At 30.4% G+C, this 19,952-nt stretch carries 17 protein-coding genes; 13 read left to right on the top strand and 4 right to left on the bottom strand.

The annotated features are described in order from the left end of the window. Positions 1-59 precede the first annotated feature (59 nt). Positions 60-2,006, top strand: coding sequence for a beta-helix domain-containing protein (locus ACW9UN_RS10160; RefSeq protein WP_459486152.1), 1,947 nt, complete (start codon positions 60-62; stop codon positions 2,004-2,006). Positions 2,007-2,083: 77 nt separating this feature from the next. Here ACW9UN_RS10160 and ACW9UN_RS10155 read toward each other — a convergent pair whose 3' ends face one another. After that, a complete protein-coding gene (locus ACW9UN_RS10155; RefSeq protein WP_459486151.1) occupies positions 2,084-2,518 on the bottom strand; it encodes a cation transporter in 435 nt (144 codons plus the stop codon). A gap of 112 nt (positions 2,519-2,630) precedes the next feature. Between ACW9UN_RS10155 and ACW9UN_RS10150 the strand changes: the two genes are divergently transcribed. After that, complete coding sequence (locus ACW9UN_RS10150; protein ID WP_459486150.1) at positions 2,631-3,503, top strand: DMT family transporter; 873 nt, start codon at positions 2,631-2,633, stop codon at positions 3,501-3,503. Between the two features lie 69 nt (positions 3,504-3,572). Here ACW9UN_RS10150 and ACW9UN_RS10145 read toward each other — a convergent pair whose 3' ends face one another. Then, complete coding sequence (locus tag ACW9UN_RS10145; RefSeq protein WP_459486149.1) at positions 3,573-5,618, bottom strand: M16 family metallopeptidase; 2,046 nt, start codon at positions 5,616-5,618, stop codon at positions 3,573-3,575. Between the two features lie 47 nt (positions 5,619-5,665). After that, a complete protein-coding gene (locus ACW9UN_RS10140; protein ID WP_459486148.1) occupies positions 5,666-6,979 on the bottom strand; it encodes a M16 family metallopeptidase in 1,314 nt (437 codons plus the stop codon). Positions 6,980-7,246: 267 nt separating this feature from the next. On the opposite strand from ACW9UN_RS10140, the gene rplU reads away from it, so the two are divergent. The 11 genes from rplU to ACW9UN_RS10085 all read left to right on the top strand — a co-directional run bounded on the left by rplU (position 7,247) and on the right by ACW9UN_RS10085 (position 19,038). Then, positions 7,247-7,753 carry a 50S ribosomal protein L21 gene (gene rplU / locus ACW9UN_RS10135; RefSeq protein WP_459486147.1) on the top strand — a complete coding sequence of 169 codons (507 nt, stop codon included), beginning with the start codon at positions 7,247-7,249 and terminating at the stop codon, positions 7,751-7,753. A 27-nt stretch (positions 7,754-7,780) separates the two neighbouring features. Further along, positions 7,781-8,041, top strand: coding sequence for a 50S ribosomal protein L27 (rpmA, locus tag ACW9UN_RS10130; protein ID WP_298990115.1), 261 nt, complete (start codon positions 7,781-7,783; stop codon positions 8,039-8,041). A 123-nt stretch (positions 8,042-8,164) separates the two neighbouring features. Continuing rightward, on the top strand, positions 8,165-10,072 hold the full coding sequence (locus ACW9UN_RS10125) for a sensor histidine kinase (RefSeq protein ID WP_459486146.1): 1,908 nt from the start codon (positions 8,165-8,167) through the stop codon (positions 10,070-10,072). A 19-nt stretch (positions 10,073-10,091) separates the two neighbouring features. Continuing rightward, complete coding sequence (locus tag ACW9UN_RS10120; protein ID WP_459486145.1) at positions 10,092-10,802, top strand: response regulator; 711 nt, start codon at positions 10,092-10,094, stop codon at positions 10,800-10,802. A gap of 224 nt (positions 10,803-11,026) precedes the next feature. Beyond that, on the top strand, positions 11,027-12,259 hold the full coding sequence (locus ACW9UN_RS10115; RefSeq protein ID WP_459486144.1) for a 3-deoxy-D-manno-octulosonic acid transferase: 1,233 nt from the start codon (positions 11,027-11,029) through the stop codon (positions 12,257-12,259). 2 nt (positions 12,260-12,261) lie between these two features. Then, on the top strand, positions 12,262-12,819 hold the full coding sequence (locus ACW9UN_RS10110) for a YeeE/YedE family protein (RefSeq protein ID WP_459486285.1): 558 nt from the start codon (positions 12,262-12,264) through the stop codon (positions 12,817-12,819). A 61-nt stretch (positions 12,820-12,880) separates the two neighbouring features. Beyond that, positions 12,881-13,294 (top strand): YeeE/YedE thiosulfate transporter family protein, encoded by a 414-nt coding sequence (locus ACW9UN_RS10105; RefSeq protein ID WP_459486143.1) that lies wholly within the window; start codon positions 12,881-12,883, stop codon positions 13,292-13,294. Further along, complete coding sequence (gene moaA, locus ACW9UN_RS10100) at positions 13,295-14,287, top strand: GTP 3',8-cyclase MoaA (RefSeq protein ID WP_459486142.1); 993 nt, start codon at positions 13,295-13,297, stop codon at positions 14,285-14,287. It abuts the gene before it with no gap. A gap of 132 nt (positions 14,288-14,419) precedes the next feature. Beyond that, entirely contained in the window at positions 14,420-15,667 is a 1,248-nt protein-coding gene (locus ACW9UN_RS10095; RefSeq protein ID WP_459486141.1) for a molybdopterin molybdotransferase MoeA, read from the top strand. Between the two features lie 108 nt (positions 15,668-15,775). Continuing rightward, entirely contained in the window at positions 15,776-17,029 is a 1,254-nt protein-coding gene (locus tag ACW9UN_RS10090) for an aspartate kinase (protein WP_459486140.1), read from the top strand. A gap of 203 nt (positions 17,030-17,232) precedes the next feature. Then, positions 17,233-19,038, top strand: coding sequence for a lysophospholipid acyltransferase family protein (locus ACW9UN_RS10085; RefSeq protein ID WP_459486139.1), 1,806 nt, complete (start codon positions 17,233-17,235; stop codon positions 19,036-19,038). A 228-nt stretch (positions 19,039-19,266) separates the two neighbouring features. On the opposite strand, the gene ACW9UN_RS10080 is transcribed toward ACW9UN_RS10085, so the two are convergent. After that, positions 19,267-19,926, bottom strand: coding sequence for a PQLLE family protein (locus ACW9UN_RS10080; protein ID WP_459486138.1), 660 nt, complete (start codon positions 19,924-19,926; stop codon positions 19,267-19,269). Positions 19,927-19,952 lie beyond the last annotated feature (26 nt).

The raw sequence follows: 19,952 nt of genomic DNA, 5'->3' as shown, positions 1-19,952 counted from the left end.
GACAACAATTAATATCATTTTTGTGGGACTGAAACAAACAAAAAAATAAAATAAAAAAAATGAAAAATTTTAAATTCTTATTTCTATTTGCTACAATTTTAGCATTTACTTTTACAAGTTGTGGTGATGATCCAGAACCGATTATTACAGTAGATTCTCCTGTAATAGAAAACCTTAAAAATGGTATAATGAATGGTAAGTTAGAGGAAGATTATACTTTAGATTCCTCTGTTTCTTATACATTAAGTGGGTCTTTTCTTGTAGATGATGGTGTAACGTTAAATATTCCTGCAGGTACTCAAATTAATGCAGTTGCTAATGGCGTAGATATATATATAGCTGTTTTACAAGGTGGTAAAATTAATGTAAATGGTACTGCAGGTAATCCTGTAATTATGGCATCTACAAATAGTGCTCCTGGAGATTGGGGTGGTTTAACATTATGTGGTAAAGCAACCACAACAGCTGGTGCAGATGCAACAGCAGAGGTTGGTGGTTTTATTTATGGAGGATCAACAGATGGAGATAGTTCAGGTATTATTAGAAACTTGATTATTAGAGGAACTGGTGCTGCAATTAATGCAGAATCAGAATACAATGGAGTTTCTTTTTACGCTGTAGGTTCAGGAACAGTAGTTGAAAATTTAGCTGTTATTGATGGTGCTGATGATGGTGTAGAATTTTTCGGTGGTACAGTTTCTGTAAACAATTTATATTTAGAAAATAACGAAGATGATGCAATCGATTGGACAGAAGGTTGGAATGGTACAGTTAACAATGCTTACGTTGTAAACACAAAGGCAGATTTTTCTACTGTGGTTGAAGCTGATAAAGAAAATGGAAACCCTAAATTAACAAACTTAACTGCAGTTTCTTCTGTTGGTGGCACAGCTTTACAATTTAAAAAGCAATCTGGTGCTACAATTACAGGCTTATCTTTAGTGGGTTATGATGTTACTGTTGATATGGCTGATGATGGACCATTAGCAAATGTTATTATTGATGGTGCAACTGCAGATCCTGCATTAAGTTATAATGCTGCAGCAACTGTAGATATTGATATTTTTTCTTGGGCAAGTGCAGAATTAACAGAGGTTGTAGATTTAAGTGGAACTTTAAGCACAACATTAACTTTAGATAGCTCTAAAAAATATAGACTAAGCTCGTCTTATATTGTTGAAGCTGGTGGTAAATTAATTATTCCAGAGGGAACAAAAATTAGCGCTAGAGCTGGTGGTGTAGATGTATATATCGCTGTTTTAATTGATGGTGAAATTGATATTCAAGGTACTCCTGCTAATCCAGTAGTTATGTCTTCTGTTGGAGCAGAACCTGGAGATTGGGGTGGATTAACTATCTGTGGAAAAGCAAGTACAACATCAGGTGCTAATTCAACTGCAGAAGTTGGTGGATTTATTTATGGTGGAACAACTGACAACGATAGTTCTGGTTCTATTAAAAACTTAGTAATTAAAGGTACAGGAGCAGCTATTAATTCAGAATCTGAATACAATGGAATTTCTTTTTATGCTGTAGGTTCTGGAACTACTGTTGAAAATGTTGCTGTAATTAATGGTGCAGATGATGGTGTTGAGTTTTTTGGAGGTACAGTATCAGTGACCAATATTTATTTAGAAAATAATGAGGATGATTCTATCGACTGGACAGAAGGTTGGAATGGTTCTGTAACAAATACATACATTTCTCATACTATCGATAACTTTTCTACTGCTTTTGAAGCTGATAAAGAAAACGAAAATCCTATGTTTACCAATGTAACTGCAATTTCTACAACTGGTGGAATCGCATTACAATTCAAAAAACAATCTGGGGCAACAATCACCAACCTTTATTTAAGTGGTTATGATACTAATATTGATATGGCTGATGATGGACCTTTAGCTAATGTTATTATTGATAGTGTTGCTGCTACATTAACTGGAGCTTACAATACGGGTTCTCAAGTTGATATTTCTAGTTGGACTTGGATTAATGCTGAATTATAAGAACTAAAAGAAAAAGAAAATTTATTACCATAAAAAAAGCAGGCTTTAAGCCTGCTTTTTTTGTTTTCAATACAAATTTATTTTGTGCCTTCTGTAGCGCAACAAGCCATTTTACAGTTTTGTTTACATTCTTTTTTAGAAGCCATCTTATTTTCGCAATCTTTTTTACAATCTTCTGTGCAAGCGTGTGCTACTTTTGAGCTTTCAGAAGCTTTATACAACTCACCACCTGCAATGCCATCAACAAAAGCAATTAAGTCTTTTTTAGACGTTGTATTGGCATCAAACTCAATATTTGCAATACTGTCTGTAAAAATAACTTTAGCGTCTAAAACACCTTCTTTTTTAGACAATTTAGATTGAATGGTTTTTGCACAACCAATTTCGCAAGTCATTCCAGAAATAGCTAATGCTACACTTTCTTTTTTAACTTCTTTTGGTGTTTCTTTTTTACATCCGGTTACAATAAAACAAGCTATGGCTATGGTAAATACTATTTTTTTTGTTTTCATTAGAATCGATTATTAAATTATCTTACAAATTTATCAATAATTAGATGCGAATCTAAATAATTGTAAGATTTTTGCACAAAATTTAACTGATACTGAAATACATACAGCAAAAATGAATAATCAACAGCAAAAATGGTTGTATTTAATTTTACTTGCGCTAGTTTGGGGGAGTTCTTTTATTTTAATGAAAAAAGCGTTAATTGGTTTAACACCAATTCAATTGGGTGCTTTACGTATTATTTTTACAGCACTTTTTTTGTTTTCAACATCAGCATCCTCTGTAAAAAAAATTAAAAGAAAACATTGGAAATACATTACGTTTACCGCTTTTGCAGCCAGTTTTTTTCCTGTTTTTTTGTTTGCTTTTTCTGTACATCAAATAGATAGTGCTGTTGTGTCTATCTTAAATTGTTTTACCCCTTTTAATACGCTTATTTTTGGTGCGTTACTGTTTGGGTTTTCTTTCAGAAAAGTGCAGTTTTATGGCATATTAATTGGTTTGGTTGGCTGTGCTATTTTAATTTTGACTGATGCTTCTATAAATGAAAATCAGAATTATTGGTATGCTATTTTTGTGTTGATAGCTTCTGTAGGCTACGCTTTAAATGTAAATATGGTAAAAAAATATTTGCAAGATGTACCACCAAGAGCCATTGTTACTGGTAATTTTTTATTGATTTTTATTCCGGCAATCATCGTTTTATATGCTACTGGTTTTTTTAGTGATTATGTTTACAATACAGAAGGATTAATGGCTTTGGGTTATGTAGCTGTTTTAGCGGTTTTTGGCACAGGATTGGCTAAAATAATGTATAATAAATTGGTTCAGATTTCTACACCAATTTTCTCATCATCTGTAACCTATTTAATTCCTTTAGTAGCTGTTTTTTGGGGTTTAATTGATGGTGAAGAATTTGGTATCATTCAACTTTTAGGCGGTACTATTATTTTGTTGGGCGTGTATTTGGTAAACAAGAAAAGGTAATTTTTAGGTAATAAAAAAGAGCCAAAATTTTCATTTTGACTCTTTTTAGTTTTGTTATTCTAAGAAAAATTATTTAAAATCTTCATCAGAAACTCCTTCGTTAACTTTTATGTCTGTTATTGTAAAATTCAAATCCATAGGTCCCATTTTAGTACCTAATGCAAACGGAAATAAAACACCATTTACAGCTTTATAATCGCCAAAAGTTTGAGGTACTTGTACTTCTCCTTGTGGAGTTTTTACAGTTTTAACTTCTTTGGCTTTTAAGCCAGTTTTCATATCATAAAAAACTTCTGTTGTGCCATTTTTTACAACATAATAGTTAATGCCATCAATAGGTTCAATTCTGTCTAAAGTACCTGTTTTATAACTCACATCTAAAATTGGTAAAGACAGTGTTTTAAACTCTTTAAGTTGCTCAGGAGTCATATCCATTCTTCTACCTTGTACTTCTTGGTATCCTTTTTCTCCATCAAAAATAATTTTTTGAAAAACTTGGCCCATTCCTGTAATCACTTTAGACATTTTATTAGGTGCAGCCATTTTATCAACAGAAGTTACATCTATACCCTGCACTTTGGCAGTAGAGGTCATCATTACAGATTTAATTTCCATAACCTTGTCTTTACCTCCAATAGCCTCAATATATTTATCAACAACAGTTGCAGCAGTCATTCCTTCAGGAATTGGCATGGTCATTTCTGGTTTTTCTGTTGGGTTTCCATATTTATCAAAATACTTAATTACATAATCTGTTTTTTCTAGATTTTTAAGTACATCAATACCTTTACCTGTAATTACAATTCTTGCTTTATTGCCCTTAAAATATTTAATGGCTGCATTTTGAACATCGTCTAAAGTAACCGCTTTAATATTTTTAATATAGTTTGCATAAAAATCTTCTGGTAAGTTATAACGTTCTATATTTAAAGCAAAATTTGCTACAGTTCTTGGTTTTTGTACATCCATAACAAAACCACCAATATATTCTTCTTTAGAGTTTTGTAGTTCTTCTGCAGTTACTTTTTTGTACCTAATTTTATTAATTTCTTTTAAAATTTCTACAACTGAACTATCTGTAACCACATTTCTAACACTTGCAGTTGCTCTAAAAGTACCTGCATATCTATTTTGTCTTAAACTAGAATAAGAACCATAAGTATACCCTTTATCTTCACGTAAATTCATAAATAAACGTGCAGTACCACCACCACCTAAAATGTTATTGGCCATTAATGCAGCATAGTAATCTTTATCGCCTAAAGTTAAATCGATATTGTTAATCACAGCAATTTCAGATTGAACTGCGTTAGGCATGTTTATAAAATTAATTTCTGTAGTAGCTACATTTTCTGTTGCTGGAATTTCATAGTTAGGGATTTCTCCTTTTTGCCAATCTGAAAATGCTTTTTTTACTAATTTTTTTACTTCTTTTGGGTTTATATCGCCTTCAATAACCAAATAAGCATTATTAGGTTTGTAATAGGTTTTATAGTTGTTTTTTACATCATCTAAAGTTATTTTTTCTACACTTTCTTTTGATGTAAATTCTCCAAAAGGATGATTTTTACCATAAGTTAAAACGTTTTCAACTCTTCTAGCAGCAGCAGTAACACTTTTTTCGTTAGATTTTATATTGTCTAAAGTTACTTGCTTTTCTTTATCAAATTCTTCTTGTGTAAACTGAGAGTTTTTTACACCATCTGCCATTAATTCTAAAATTTCTGGAAAATATTTTGTTAAAGAAGTTGCATAAGCGCCAGAGCTAAAGAAAGATACATTGGCACCTAAAAAGTCTACTTTTTCGTTAAACTCATCTTTAGTGATATTTGTAGTTCCTCTACCTAATAAGCTACCCATCATGCTAGAAACTCCTGCAATTTCTCCTTCTAAATAAGGTTTATTGTCTATAGATAAGTTTGCAGAAACTCTTGGTAATTTGTGGTTTTCTACAATAATTACTTTTAAACCATTCTTTAAGGTAATTTTAACTGGTTTGCCCAACTTTACTTCAGGATCTGGCCCTGGTTTAGGCATTTTACTTCTATCTATTTGCGCATTAACAGCAATTGTGGCTACAAAAAGGGCTATTAATGATAAAATTTTTGTTTTCATATTTTGTGTCTTATAATTAAGAAATAAATCTTACGATTAAAGTTTTATTATTTTTTTTCTGGTAAATATTCTAAAATTAATCGTTGATTTGGATTCAAATATTTTTTAGCTACCTCTCTAATTTCTTCTCTTGTAATAGATCTAAAAATATCGATTTCTGTGTTAATTAAGTTTGTATCTCCATACAAAACATTAAATGTTGCTAAAGAACTTGCAATACCTTCTACGCTAGAGTTAGCGTTTACGTAATTATTTTCGAACTTATTTTGTAGTTTTTGATACGCTTTTTCAGAAATTAACTCGGTTTGCATTTTTACAATTTCTGTATCAATTTCATTAATAATATCTTGTAATTTAGTATCGCCTTGTGGTAAACCATACAAAATGTAAGTTCCATAGTCTTCTTGACTTGCATTAATAGCACCAGCCTGTAATGCCATTTTTTTATCATCTACTAATTTTTTGTATAATACAGAGCTTTTTCCACTACTTAAGTAAGAAGATATCATATCTAACACTCTAGAATCTCTAGTTTTCATAGAAGGTGTTCTGTAGGCAGCCATTATTGCAGGTATTTGAATATTTGGATCATATCCTTTGGCTGTCATTGCAGTTGTAATTGGCTCCTCTTTAGGAAAGTTTTTAGTGACCTCTTCACCTCTAGGAATAGGACCAAAATAATCTTGAATCATTTTTTTTGTCGATTCAAAATCAATATCTCCAGCAACTACCAAAGTAGCATTATTTGGCACATAGAATTTTTTATTAAATGCAATAAACTCCTCTAAAGTAGCAGCATCTAAATGTTCCATTTTACCAATGGTAGTACCTTTGTAAGGATGCTTTTTAAAGATGTTTTCTTTTACGTATTCTAAAAAACGAGAATAAGGTTGGTTGTCTACTCGCAATCGTTTTTCTTCTTTTACAACTTCATTTTGTGTATCTACACCATCTTGTCCAATAATTGGGTGTAATAAACGCTCAGACTCCATCCAAAGTCCTAATTCTAATTTGTTTGATGGAAAAATCTCATAATAATACGTTCTATCATCTGTAGTATTTGCATTATTTCTACCACCATTAGAAGAAACAATCTTAAACCATTCTCCTTTTTTAATATTTTTAGTTCCTTCAAACAACAAGTGTTCAAAGAAATGAGCCATACCTGTTCTGCCAGGTTCTTCGTCTTTAGCACCAACATGATACATTACAGAGGTTACAACTACTGGTGCAGCATCATCTTGATGCAATATTACATGCATTCCATTACTTAAATCATACTCTTCAAATTCTACTTTTTGTGCATTTACTGTAAAGGCAAGCAGCATAGCAGAAGCAAGAGATAAAATACTTTTCTTCATTGATTTTTATTTAGTTTATAATATGTGTTTTTATTTGACGCAATTTAGTCTTGTTTGTAACAAAAAAACTAAGGTCAATTTACAAAAATCAAAAATAATGAAGCAAATGTTAAAATAACCGTTAAAATAAAAGGATTATACTAATAAAATGAAAAATATTAATTTATTGTAGATGATGTTGTTAAGTTTTAAAAAAGCTGTATATTTGCATCCGCATTTTAAAGAAATTAAATGCATTAATAAGTATAAATACGCAAAATTAATAGTATGTACGCAATCGTAGAGATAGCAGGGCAGCAATTTAAAGTAGCAAAAGACCAAAAGGTATACGTTCATCGTTTACAAGGAGAAGAAGGATCAAAAGTAACTTTTGATAATGTTCTTTTATTAGATGATGATGGTAAAGTATCTATTGGCGCCCCAGCTATAGAAGGAGCTTCAGTAACAGCTCAAATTCTAGGTCACTTAAAAGGTGATAAAGTTATCGTTTTCAAAAAGAAAAGAAGAAAAGGATACAGAAAGAAAAATGGACACAGACAGTATTTAAGCGAGATTCAAATTGAATCTATTGCTGCTACTGGTGCTAAAAAATCAGCAAAAAAAGAAGCTGCTCCTGCTCAAGAAGCTGCTCCTAAGGCTGAGGTAAGTGAAGAGGCTACAACAGATTATAGTTCTATGACTGTTGCAGAATTAAAAGCTGCTGCAAAAGAGCAAGGTATCTCTGGATACACTTCTTTAAAAAAGGCAGAATTAATTGAAGCGCTAACTAAATAAAAATTTCAATTTTAAAACCATAATACAATGGCACATAAAAAAGGAGTAGGAAGTTCGAAGAACGGTAGAGAATCAGAATCGAAACGACTAGGTGTAAAAATATTTGGTGGGCAAGCTGCTATTGCTGGCAATATTATTGTTCGTCAAAGAGGTACTGCTCACAATCCAGGTGAAAACGTTTACATGGGTAAAGATCATACTTTACATGCAAAGGTTGATGGAATTGTAGAATTTCAAAAGAAAAGAGATAATAAATCTTATGTATCAGTAACTCCATTTGAGGCTTAATACATTCGATTTTACCAATTTAAAAACGCTCAAACAATACAGTTTGAGCGTTTTTTTGTTTTAATTTTATCGGATATTTAAAAATGTTTACTTAGATTTAGGGGTTATTTAATAAACACTTTCATGAAAATCCCTCTTAAAATTAGTTCCCTTTTTTTCTGCCTACAACTGTTTTCTCAATCTAATTTAGATTTTCATAAAGCAGAGGAGTATATTATTAATAATAATTTAGATTCTGCAGCTTATTACACAAACAAATTAAAAGAATCTACAGATAAAGAATTTTTAAAAAGATTTTTAGACAAGAAACCACTAGAGTATTCAGATTACTTTCAATTAATATCTCACCTGTCTAAAAGTACTAATACAGATTATTTAAGCGTACTAAATTATATCAATAGAGAGGTTAAAGACCCAATAAAACAAAAAAAAATAGATGTAGATTTTTTTAATACAAAATGGATTTTAATTACCAAATTAAGAGACGATGCGCATTTAGAAGAAGCAAATTCTGAACAAGTAAAACTCGAAAACTATGTAAATCAATTTACTGAAAAAGATAATAATTACACTTGGGCAACAACTAAGCTAAAAACGCATCCAGTTGTAATGTACTACATAGAAAGAAATATTGAAAAAGGAAAAAAATTAAATTTAGATTGTATAGAAAAAGCAAAAGAACTGGGTGATGTTAAATTACAGATCATATTTTTACACTATTTGACCAATTATTTAATTCATGAACAAAAGCTAAATGAATATATTGAGGTATGTGAAAAAGGCCTTGAACTTCAAAAGCAAATTCCTGAAAAAAGCTTTGTGTATTATGATATAATTAAAAGCCTTATCAATGCATACATTTATAAAGGTGGTTATGATAAAGAAGTATTTATACTTATTGATGAATTGTACAATTCTTATGCAAGAGAAAAATCATACTTATTATATGCCCAATTAGTTTCTAGTCTTGATAAAGATTCTCCAGTATTACAAGTAATTTTCAAAAAATTTGGAGTAAAAAATGCTTTAGAATTAACCCGTAAGTTTGAAAAATTAGGTAAAAATTTAAACTCAAATGGTTTATTTGAACTTATAAATATGTGCTCAAGGGCTCTACAAGGGCAAGAGTATTATAACGAAGCTCTAGCTTACAAACACAAAGCCATAGAACTAACTAGAAAAATATATTCAGAAGAATTATCTGCTTCACTGGCAAGTTTTAAAATCACAGAAGCTCAAAAAGCTAAGGAAAAAGAAATTAAAAGTGAAAAGGAACTAACAAAGTTATATCTTATTATAGCCTTACTTTGTTTTTTTCTATTGATTTTTACTTTTGCAACTCTAAAAAGACTTAGAAAACAATCGTCTATATTAATTCAAAAAAATAACTTAGTAGAAAAATCGTTAAGAGAAAAAGAATTGCTTATCAAAGAAATGCACCATCGTGTAAAGAATAATTTTCAATTGATTACAAGCCTGTTAGATCTGCAAACAGAAGAAATTCAAGACCAAAATGTAATAAAACTTTTAGAAAAAGGAAAAAGTAGAATAAAATCGATGTCTTTAATCCATCAGAAATTATATAGTAATCAATCTGGTTTAGTTAAGTTTGACGATTTTATCAATTCATTAGTTAAAGAACTTACCTTTTTATACAAACACGAAGATGATTTAAGTTTAGATATACATGTAAACGAAATTTATTTTGATCTAGATACCGCAATTCCGTTAGCTTTAATTTTAAATGAATTAGTAACCAATGCATTTAAATATGCATTTAAAGAACAAGAGAAAAACAAACTTTATATTTCTTTGTTAAAAAATCCTTCTAAAAATTACGAATTAATTTTTAAAGATAATGGCCCAGGATTACCCACAGCTTTTAATATTGCAAATTCACAAAGTTCTGGATTAAAATTAGTAGAAAGATTAGTAAAGCAATTACAAGGAAATTTACAAATTACAAACCATCTAGGAGCAAAATTTAAAATTTTGTTTAAAGATACTAAAATGAGAAAAGAAATAATTTAATATTATAGTTGATAATGATATGAGTAAAATAAAAGTGTTAGTTGTAGAAGATGAAATAATTATAGCAGATAACATCTGTAAAACGTTACAAACTTTAGGCTACAATGTTTTAGAGCCAGCGCTAAATTTTTCTGAAGCCATAGAAATTATAGAACAAAAAACACCAGATATTGCAATTGTAGACATTCATTTATCTGGTCAAAAAACAGGTATAGATTTAGCTAAAATAATAAATAAAACCTATCAATTTCCATTTATTTTTTTAACCGCAAACGCCGATTCTAATACAGTAAATGCCGCCAAAGAGGTTAGACCTTATGCTTATTTGGTAAAGCCATTTTCTAAAAACGAATTATTTACTTCAATTGAAATTGCCATATACAACTTTCAAAAAAAAGAAACCAATCGTAAAGTATTATCCAAAAATTCTATTTTTATAAAACAAAAAAATAGTTTTAAAAAAATTCTTTTCAACGAGATTTTATTTATAAAAAGCGATCATATTTATGTAGAAATTTATTGTACAAATCAAAAAAAGCTAGTAGAAAGAACAAGTTTAAGCGAAATAAAAGAAAAATTAAATGCTAATTTTATAAGAACACAAAGAGGGTATATTGTTAACTGTACTTATGTTACTAAAATTAATCAGAACGCACTTCAAATTGCCAATTATACAATTCCTATTGGAAAAAAATACAAAGAAGATGTTTTGAAAAGTTTAAATTTATAGTAAATATTTTGATTTTTAGAACATTATATTTGTATTTCAGAACATTTTTTAAGTAGATATCTGTTTTTTACCTTAAATTTATAACATAGCGCAGTAATTATAAGTATAATGTTGGGGGATATTATAGTTTAACGTTTTATTGTGTCTATAGAAGCTACTCATAAAATAAATGAGTAGCTTTTTTTGTGATATTTAGAAACATCTATTTTGTACTTTTACAACCTGTGAATATACTCTACAACATACTCGTTTTTAAAGCACAAATTTTGCTGCCTATTATAGCGATATTCAATAAAAAAATAAAACTTTTTGTTGATGGTAGAAAAGTATCATTTTTTAAAATTTCACAATTAAAAAACAAGAATACAATTTGGTTTCATGCAGCATCTTTGGGAGAGTTTGAACAAGCAAGACCCATTATAGAAGAAATAAAAGAAGAATACAGTCAGTATAAAATTCTAGTTACCTTTTTTTCTCCTTCAGGATACGAAATTCGTAAAAATTATAATTTAGCAGATGTTGTTTGTTATTTGCCTTTAGATTCTAAATCGAATGCTAAAAAGTTTGTAGAAATTGTAAACCCTAAAATGGCCATTTTTATTAAGTATGAATTTTGGCCAAATCTTTTAAATGAGCTTAAAAGAAAAGAAATTCCTACAATTTTAGTTTCGGGTATTTTAAGAGAAAAACAATTGTTCTTTAAAAGTTATGGTGGTTTTATGCGAAAATCTTTAGAAGCTTTTCATCACTTTTTTGTGCAGAATAAAACCTCTCAAGAATTATTGAATTCCATCAATTTTAAAAATGTAACAGTTGCTGGTGATACACGTTTTGATAGGGTTTCTAAAATTTTAGAACAAGACAATGTACTCGATTTTATTAGCGAATTTAAAAATGGAAAATACACCATTGTTGCAGGAAGCACTTGGCCAGAAGATGAGCAATTGTTGGTCAATTACATCAACAATATTGCAACAAAAGACGAAAAATTTATTATTGCGCCTCATAATATTAAAGCTGATGCAATTGTTGCTTTACAAAAATCCATCAATAAAAAAATAGTTTTATTTTCAGATAAAGAGGATAAAAACTTAGCAGAATATCAAGTTTTTATTATTGATACGATTGGTATTTTAACCAAAATTTACGCAGCAGCAGATTTAGCTTATGTTGGTGGAGGATTAAAAACGGGCTTGCATAATATTTTAGAACCCGCAACTTTCGGAATTCCTGTAGTGATTGGAAATAATTACGACAAATTTAAAGAAGCTGTAGATTTGGTAAAAATTGGTGGTTGTATTTCAATTAAAAATCAAGACGAATTTACTGAGAATTTCATCAATTTTAAAAATGACGAAAATTTTAGAAAACTAACTGGTGCCATTAATAAAAAATATATTACCAATAATTTAGGAGCTTCAGATTTAATTATGAATTATTTAAAAGATAACATTTAATGATAGATTTTATTTTACAACCTTGGGCTTGGTATATAGGTGGTCCACTTATAGCTTTATCGCTTTTCTTATATTTCTATTTTGGAAAGGATTTTGGAGCATCAACAAATTTTGAAACCTTATGCACAATGGCTGGTGCTGGTAAAGTATCAGACTATTTTAAAAAAGATTGGAAACAGCGAGATTATGCACTAATGTTTGTAATTGGTTTAATTATTGGGGGTTTTATTTCATCAACTTATTTAGTGCCAAATCAAACAATAGATTTAAACCCAACTACTGTAAAAGAACTCACAGATTTAGGTTTTACAGATGTAGGAAATCAATATTTTCCTGATGAAATTTTTAGTGAAGAGGTTGTCTTTTCTTTAAAAGGATTTTTAATTTTAATTGTTTCTGGCTTGCTTATTGGTTTTGGAACACGTTATGCAGGTGGTTGTACTTCTGGCCACGCAATTACAGGGTTAAGTAGTTTGCAATTGCCTTCTTTATTAGCCGTAATTGGGTTTTTTATTGGTGGCATTATTGCAACTTGGTTTATTATTCCTTTATTATTTTAACAAAAAAAACAGTTTTCCTGCAAGGTTTCAAAAACCTTGTAGGTATTTAAAAACTAGATAAATGAAAAACATAAAATTTTTACTATTAGGTATCTTTTTTGCAATTGTATTGAGTAAATCTCAAGCCATTTCTTGGTATCGATTTTACGAAATGTTTAAATTTCAATCTTTTCATATGTTCGGAATTATTGGAGGCGCAGTTGTAATATCAGCGATTATTATGCAGTTGTTTAAAAGCGGAAAAATAAAAGACATTAATGGCAACAAAATTGTGCCAAAACCAAAGAAAAAAGGAGTTATCAGTACTGTTTTTGGAGGAACACTTTTTGGCTTAGGTTGGGGAATTTCAGGGGCTTGTGCTGCACCTGTTTTTGTAATTCTCGGCTTTAAATTAATACCTGCTTTAATTATTTTAATTGGCGCACTTTTAGGTGCTTTTTTATATGGTTTGGTAAGTAAGAAATTACCAAATTAAATGAGCGATTTAAAAGACAATTTTGGACGACAAATGGAATATGTGCGACTGGCAGTTACAGATCGTTGTAATTTGCGATGCCAATATTGTATGCCTGCTCATGGAATAGATATTGTTCCCAGACAAGAGTTATTGACGTTTAAAGAAATGTATCGCTTAATTCGTGTGTTAACAGAATTGGGCGTTAATAAAGTGCGTTTAACAGGTGGAGAACCTTTTGTGCGTAAAGATTTTGTGGGTTTTTTAGAAATGTTGTCTTTTAACGATTTGTTAGATGCCATTAATATCACAACCAATGGCGCTTTAATTTCTCATCATATAGATAAAATTGAAAAGCTTAAAAAAGTTAAAAATATCAATCTAAGTATTGATAGTTTACAAAGAGAAAAGTTTGCACAAATTACACGAAGAGATGTTTTTCCTGAAGTGTATAAAACGTTTGAACTCTTAAAAAAAAGCAGTTTAAATTTAAAACTAAACGTTGTTGTACAATCTGGTTTTAATACAGATGAAATTGTTGATTTTGTAAGACTCACAAAAGACAAAAATGTAGCAGTTCGTTTTATAGAAGAAATGCCTTTTAACGGAAAAGGGCAAAGAGATATGCAAGAAAATTGGACGTTTAAAAAGATTTTAAACGAAGTCAAAACCGAGTTTTCTGTGGATGAAATTCAGTCTGAAAAATCATCAACTTCTAGAAATTATAAAGTTGAGAATCATCTAGGAACTTTCGGAATTATTCCTGCATTTACAAGAACAATTTGTAACAATTGTAATAGAATAAGAATAACATCAACAGGAACTTTTAAAAATTGTTTGTTTGATGATGGCGTTTTTAATCTAAGAGATTTTATCAGAAAAGGTGCTTCTAATGATGATTTAAAAGAACTCTTTTTATCTTTGGTAAAAGAAAAACCAGAAAATGGTTTTATAGCAGAAGCAAACCGTAAAAAAGGAAATGTTTCTGAGAGTATGAGTACAATTGGTGGGTAAAAGCCCCTTTTAATTTCCCCAAAGGGGAAAAAACCTTTATCAAAAAGATTGAGTAAGTAAGAGTTTTATATTTACGTCCAGCTTTGAATTCCCTCCCTTTGGGAGGGTTAGGGTGGGCTTTTAAGAGAAGATATGATTTCAGTAAAAGAAGCAAAAAATATCATATTAAATTCAGCACAAGATTTTGGAGTTGAAGAAATTCCGTTTCTAAAATCTGTTGGTAGAATTTTAAAAGAAGAAATTAGGGCAGACAGAGATTTTCCACCATTTAATAGAGTTTCTATGGATGGAATTGCAATCAATTATTCGTGTTTTAAAAACGGACAAAGAGATTTTAAAATAGAAGGAATTCAAGCTGCAGGAAGTCCACAAATAACGCTACAAAACAAAGAGAATTGTATTGAAGTGATGACAGGAGCTGTTTTGCCTAAAAATGCAAATGCGGTTATTCGATATGAAGATGTAGTTATCGAAAATGGCATTGCTCAAATTTTAATTGATGAAATCAAAGACTTTCAAAACATTCATCAAAAAGGAAAAGACAGAGTAGAGGGAGATGTCTTAATTCATCAAAATACAATGATTTCAGCTGCAGAAATTGGTGTTTTAGCAACTGTTGGTAAATCAACTGTAAAAGTGGCAAAACTGCCAAAAGTGATGATTGTTTCTACAGGTGATGAATTAGTTGGTGTTGATGAAATTCCGTTAGAACATCAAATTAGAAGAAGCAATGTGTTTACATTGGTTTCATTGTTAGAAAGATTACAAATCCCTTCAAAAACTGCACATATTACAGATGATAAACCCATTTTAAAATCAAAAATAGAAAGTTATTTACAAGAATATGATGTGTTGCTTTTTAGTGGAGCAGTAAGTAAAGGTAAATTCGATTTTTTACCCGAAGTTTTAGACGAATTAGGAGTCGAAAAATTATTCCATAAAGTGGCTCAAAGACCAGGAAAACCTTTTTGGTTTGGGCGTAAAATGGCTAAAATTAAAAGTGATTCTAAAGCTCATAAAATCCAAAAATTTAACATTAAAAGACAAGCTGTTATTTTTGCTTTTCCAGGAAACCCAATCTCTACTTTTGTAAATTGTTTGGCGTATTTTTGCGCTTGGTATTACAAATCAGTAGGTTTAAATGAAGCTCGTGAAACTGCCATTTTAGATGCAGACATTACATTCAAACCCAATTTAGTGTACTTTTTACAAGTTAAATTAGAGTACAAATTAGGGCAGTTGGTTGCAAGACCTGTTACAGGAAATGGCTCTGGAGATTTGGCAAGTTTGGTAAATGCAGATGCTTTTATTCAACTACCTAATGATAAAGTTAACTTTAAAAAAGGAGAAGTTTATCCTGTTTTGAAATACCGAAACTAAATGTTGGCACAGGTGATTTAAAGTAACCAAAAACAGTATTTAAACTGTTGTTATTAAAATCATTTTGTTGACTAGTAAATATCAAAACTGAGTTAATACGTTTAAAAAATGAAAATTTTTAAATTTGGTGGAGCGTCTGTTAAAGATGCCGAAAGTGTAAAAAATGTTGCCAATATCATTAAAAACGAAGGCGCAAAAGACACCTTAGTAGTAATTTCTGCAATGGGTAAAATGACCAATGCTTTTGAAGAAGTTATAGATGCATATTACAATAAAGAAGAACATTTACCAGAAAAATTAAATTTTATAGAAGAGTATCATAAAAATATAATGAGTGCTCTGTTTGATATAAAAGACCAAATTTATAAAGATATTGATATTCTTTTTGGAGAATTAGGTTGGTTTTTATCAAGAAATACTTCTCGTAGATACAATTATGTATACGATCAAATTATCTGTTTTGGCGAATTGCTTTCTACTAAAATTGTTAGTGCATACTTAGCAAAATTAGGGCAAGAAAATGTTTGGTTTGATGGTAGAAGTTATGTTAAAACCGATAGTAATTATAGAGACGCCAAAGTAGATTGGCAACTTACAGAAGAACTAATTACTGAAAATGTAAACACAACAAAAATAAATATTACCCAAGGTTTTATTGCAGCAAATGATACCGAAAACACCACAACTTTAGGTAGAGAAGGGTCTGATTATACAGCAGGTATTTTTGCCTATTGTTTAAATGCAGAAAGTGTTACAATTTGGAAAGATGTGCCTGGTGTTTTAAATGCAGATCCAAGAGTATTTTCAGATACAACTTTGCTAGAACAAATTTCTTATGAAGAAGCTATTGAAATGGCTTTTTATGGTGCTTCTGTAATACACCCAAAAACACTACAACCTTTAGAAAGAAAAGAAATTCCGTTATTGGTGCGTTCTTTCGTCAATCCTAAAGAAACAGGTACAAAAGTGTCTAAAGGCACAAGATTAGTGCCATACATACCTTGTTTTATTGTAAAGAAAAATCAGATTTTAGTATCTATTTCTGCATTAGATTTCTCTTTTATGGTAGAAAATAACATCAGTTTTATCTTTCAAAAATTACACGATTATCAACTAAAAGTAAATTTAATTCAAAACTCAGCAATTAGCTTTTCGGTTTGTATTGATAATAAATTTAATAAGTTCGATGCTTTTTATGAAGAGTTAAAAACACAATTTAAAATTGATGTACAAAAAGGAGTAGATTTATATACGGTGCGTCATTTTGATGAAAAAGCAATAGCAACTATAGAAGAAAAAGGGATTTCTTTACTAACCCAAGTAAATAAAGAAACTTCACAAATTGTTATTAATCCGAAATAATTTTTTTTACCTAATTCTAATTGCATTGTTAGCGCTAATTTTAAAAAAGCATTAAAACGCTCTATTGCTATTCAGAAAAAAATAAGGAGGTAATACATAAAGAATTTGATTTAGATTGTTATCTGAATCGAATTCTTTTGCATTAAAAAAATTACGATTTCGTTTTTTTCACTATGTTTGTCTTTCAGTTCTAACGAAGGATTATGGCATTAGTAACATCCAAAGAAATTGCACAAGTAATTGGTTTACAGAAATTTGGTTTTCTAGGAACTTTTGTTGGTTGGTTGTTGATAAAGATTCTTAGAATATCTGTATTAAATAGAATTTATAATAAGAATAAAACCAAGTCTGATTTAGATTTTTTAAACGGTGTTTTAGATGATTGTAACATAGAATTTGAAATCCCCGAAAAAGATTTAAAACGAATTCCAAAAGATGGCCCATTTATTACCATTTCTAATCATCCTTTAGGTGGTATTGATGGTGTTTTATTGCTAAAGTTGCTCATCGAAAAAAGAGCAGATTATAAAATTATTGCCAACTTTTTATTACATAGAGTAGCCCCTTTAAAGCCTTATGTAATGCCTGTAAATCCTTTTGAAAATAGAAAGGATGCAAAATCGAGTGTGGCAGGAATTAAAAGTGCATTAACGCATTTAAAAGAAGGCAAGCCTTTGGGAATTTTCCCTGCAGGTGAAGTATCTACCTATCAAGATGGAAAATTAAAGGTTGATAAACCTTGGGAAGAAGGTGCTGTTCGTTTTATTAAAAAAGCCAATGTTCCTATAATTCCGATTTATTTTCACGCAAAAAATAGTCGTTTTTTTTACTTTTTATCTAAAATATCAGACACTTTAAGAACGGCCAAATTGCCCTCTGAAGTAATTTCTCAAGAAGGTAAAGTGATAAAAGTAAGAATAGGAAAACCTATTCTTCCTAAAGATCAAGATGGGTTTACAGACCTAGGTGCTTTTTCTGATTTTATTAGAAAAAAAACCTACATGTTGGCAAATCCTTTTGAGAAGAAATACAACATTTTATCTTCCGAAAAAATAAAAATTAAAAGGCCAGTAAGAAAGGTTACTGCACAACGAAATGTAACGTCTTTTATAGATGAAGTTGATCGTTTAAGAGATAATAAAGGCAGATTATTGCAGAGTAAAAATTATGAGGTTTTTTTTGCTAATGCCAAAGACATCCCTAATTTGCTGCACGAAATTGGTAGATTAAGAGAAATTACCTTTAGAGAAGTTGGGGAAGGCACCAACAAAGCCATAGATTTAGATAAATATGACAAATATTATTATCATCTGTTTTTGTGGGATAGTGTTGCCAATTGTTTAGTAGGTGCATATAGAATGGGCCTTGGAAGCGAAATTTATAAAAAATACGGCATTAATGGTTTTTACGTGCAAACTTTGTTTAGAATTGAGCCAGAATTGCATCAAATGATGGAAAACACCATAGAAATGGGACGTGCTTTTATTATTGGCGAATACCAACAAAAACCAATGCCTCTGTTTTTACTTTGGAAAGGAATTGTGCATGTTACTTTACGATATCCAGAACATAAATATTTAATGGGTGGTGTTTCTATTAGCAATCAATTTTCTGACTTCTCAAAATCATTGATGATTGAGTTTATGAAATCTCATTATTACGATCCTTATATTGCGCAATATATTTATCCGAAGAAAGAATACAAGGTAAAGTTAAAAGATGGCGATAAAGATTTTGTGTTTGATGCTACCAAAGCAGATATGCAAAAGTTCGATAAAATTATAGATGAAATTGAGCCTGGCGCATTACGAATTCCTGTTTTAATTAAAAAATACGTGAAACAAAATGCACGTTTGGTGGCCTTTAATGTAGACCCAAAATTTAACAATGCTGTAGATGGTTTAATGTACATTAAAGTAGCAGACATACCAGAAAGCACTGTAAAACCTGTTATGGAAGAATTCCAGGCAGAGCTAGAGAAAAAGGCTGCTGAGCTGAATAAGGGGTAGTTTTTTTACCTGTTTCTATAAGAAAGTTGTATTGTTTAAGTACTAAGGTTAGCAAATAAATAGCCAATAGAAAGTCCGTTAGGACTTTCGTGAATTGGCTAGTAATGGTACTTTTTTGCACGTGGTTGTACGCAGACTGTTGTGATTGGTTTATGATTTGAATGTGCAATTTGTGTACTAAGTTTACGCTCTTTGTTGCGCTTGGCAATGTGCTGAATGCACTAGTTGCTAACTTCTTACAAATTTTCCGATTGATTCTAAAAGTTGTGGTTTGTCTTCTAAGGCTATCTTTGCCACTGCATAAAATTCGCTCATCCAGTCGTCTATTTCTGCAAATGCTTTGTCTTTTGCTTTGGTAGCATCTTGACTTTCTCCTTTTTCGCGTAAATAGGCGGCTCTTGCTTCTTCTAAATTGGTTATTAATGCAATGGTTTCGTTTATTTCTTCTGGGGTTATCTTTAGCCTTAGTAGTTTGGTTTGTAGGGCTGTATCTTCTGAGGCTACTGCATAAAATTTCTTAACGGTTTCTAACCATTTAATATAAGCTGATGGTAAACTACCTGTTAATGCCAATCTACTTAATATGGTGGGCTCTTTTCTGAAAATTACTTTCGCTTTTTTTCTGTGTAGCCCGTATGTTTTTGCTAAATTTTCTTTTGTAGCGGAAAAATTACCATAAGATGTTGTGGTTTCGTCGTCTTCTTTTTTGTTGAAGTCAAAGGCTTCTCTTGTTTTTGTTAATAAGGTTTTGCCTTCTGTTAACAAGGTTTCGTCATAGCCAAATTCTGCCATAATAGTGGCTATTTCTGTTTGACTTTCTGTGTTTTCGAGTGCTACTCTGTACTGTTCTAAGGTTTCTGCTTCTGATAATGTTCTTTTTGTTGCCATTTTTGCAATTGTTTTTAGTTATTATT

The sequence above is a fragment of the Polaribacter litoreus genome (assembly GCF_054584775.1).
The sequence above is the reverse complement of the archived record's forward strand: the minus strand, read 5'-3'. Positions and strand labels throughout refer to the sequence as shown.

Coding starts and splice junctions, on each gene's coding strand:
- ACW9UN_RS10160 (WP_459486152.1), top strand. CDS start 60: ATGAAAAATTTTAAATTCTTATTTCTATTTGCTACAATTTTAGCATTT.
- ACW9UN_RS10155 (WP_459486151.1), bottom strand. CDS start 2,518: ATGAAAACAAAAAAAATAGTATTTACCATAGCCATAGCTTGTTTTATT.
- ACW9UN_RS10150 (WP_459486150.1), top strand. CDS start 2,631: ATGAATAATCAACAGCAAAAATGGTTGTATTTAATTTTACTTGCGCTA.
- ACW9UN_RS10145 (WP_459486149.1), bottom strand. CDS start 5,618: ATGAAAACAAAAATTTTATCATTAATAGCCCTTTTTGTAGCCACAATT.
- ACW9UN_RS10140 (WP_459486148.1), bottom strand. CDS start 6,979: ATGAAGAAAAGTATTTTATCTCTTGCTTCTGCTATGCTGCTTGCCTTT.
- rplU (WP_459486147.1), top strand. CDS start 7,247: ATGTACGCAATCGTAGAGATAGCAGGGCAGCAATTTAAAGTAGCAAAA.
- rpmA (WP_298990115.1), top strand. CDS start 7,781: ATGGCACATAAAAAAGGAGTAGGAAGTTCGAAGAACGGTAGAGAATCA.
- ACW9UN_RS10125 (WP_459486146.1), top strand. CDS start 8,165: ATGAAAATCCCTCTTAAAATTAGTTCCCTTTTTTTCTGCCTACAACTG.
- ACW9UN_RS10120 (WP_459486145.1), top strand. CDS start 10,092: ATGAGTAAAATAAAAGTGTTAGTTGTAGAAGATGAAATAATTATAGCA.
- ACW9UN_RS10105 (WP_459486143.1), top strand. CDS start 12,881: ATGAAAAACATAAAATTTTTACTATTAGGTATCTTTTTTGCAATTGTA.
- moaA (WP_459486142.1), top strand. CDS start 13,295: ATGAGCGATTTAAAAGACAATTTTGGACGACAAATGGAATATGTGCGA.
- ACW9UN_RS10095 (WP_459486141.1), top strand. CDS start 14,420: ATGATTTCAGTAAAAGAAGCAAAAAATATCATATTAAATTCAGCACAA.
- ACW9UN_RS10090 (WP_459486140.1), top strand. CDS start 15,776: ATGAAAATTTTTAAATTTGGTGGAGCGTCTGTTAAAGATGCCGAAAGT.
- ACW9UN_RS10085 (WP_459486139.1), top strand. CDS start 17,233: ATGGCATTAGTAACATCCAAAGAAATTGCACAAGTAATTGGTTTACAG.
- ACW9UN_RS10080 (WP_459486138.1), bottom strand. CDS start 19,926: ATGGCAACAAAAAGAACATTATCAGAAGCAGAAACCTTAGAACAGTAC.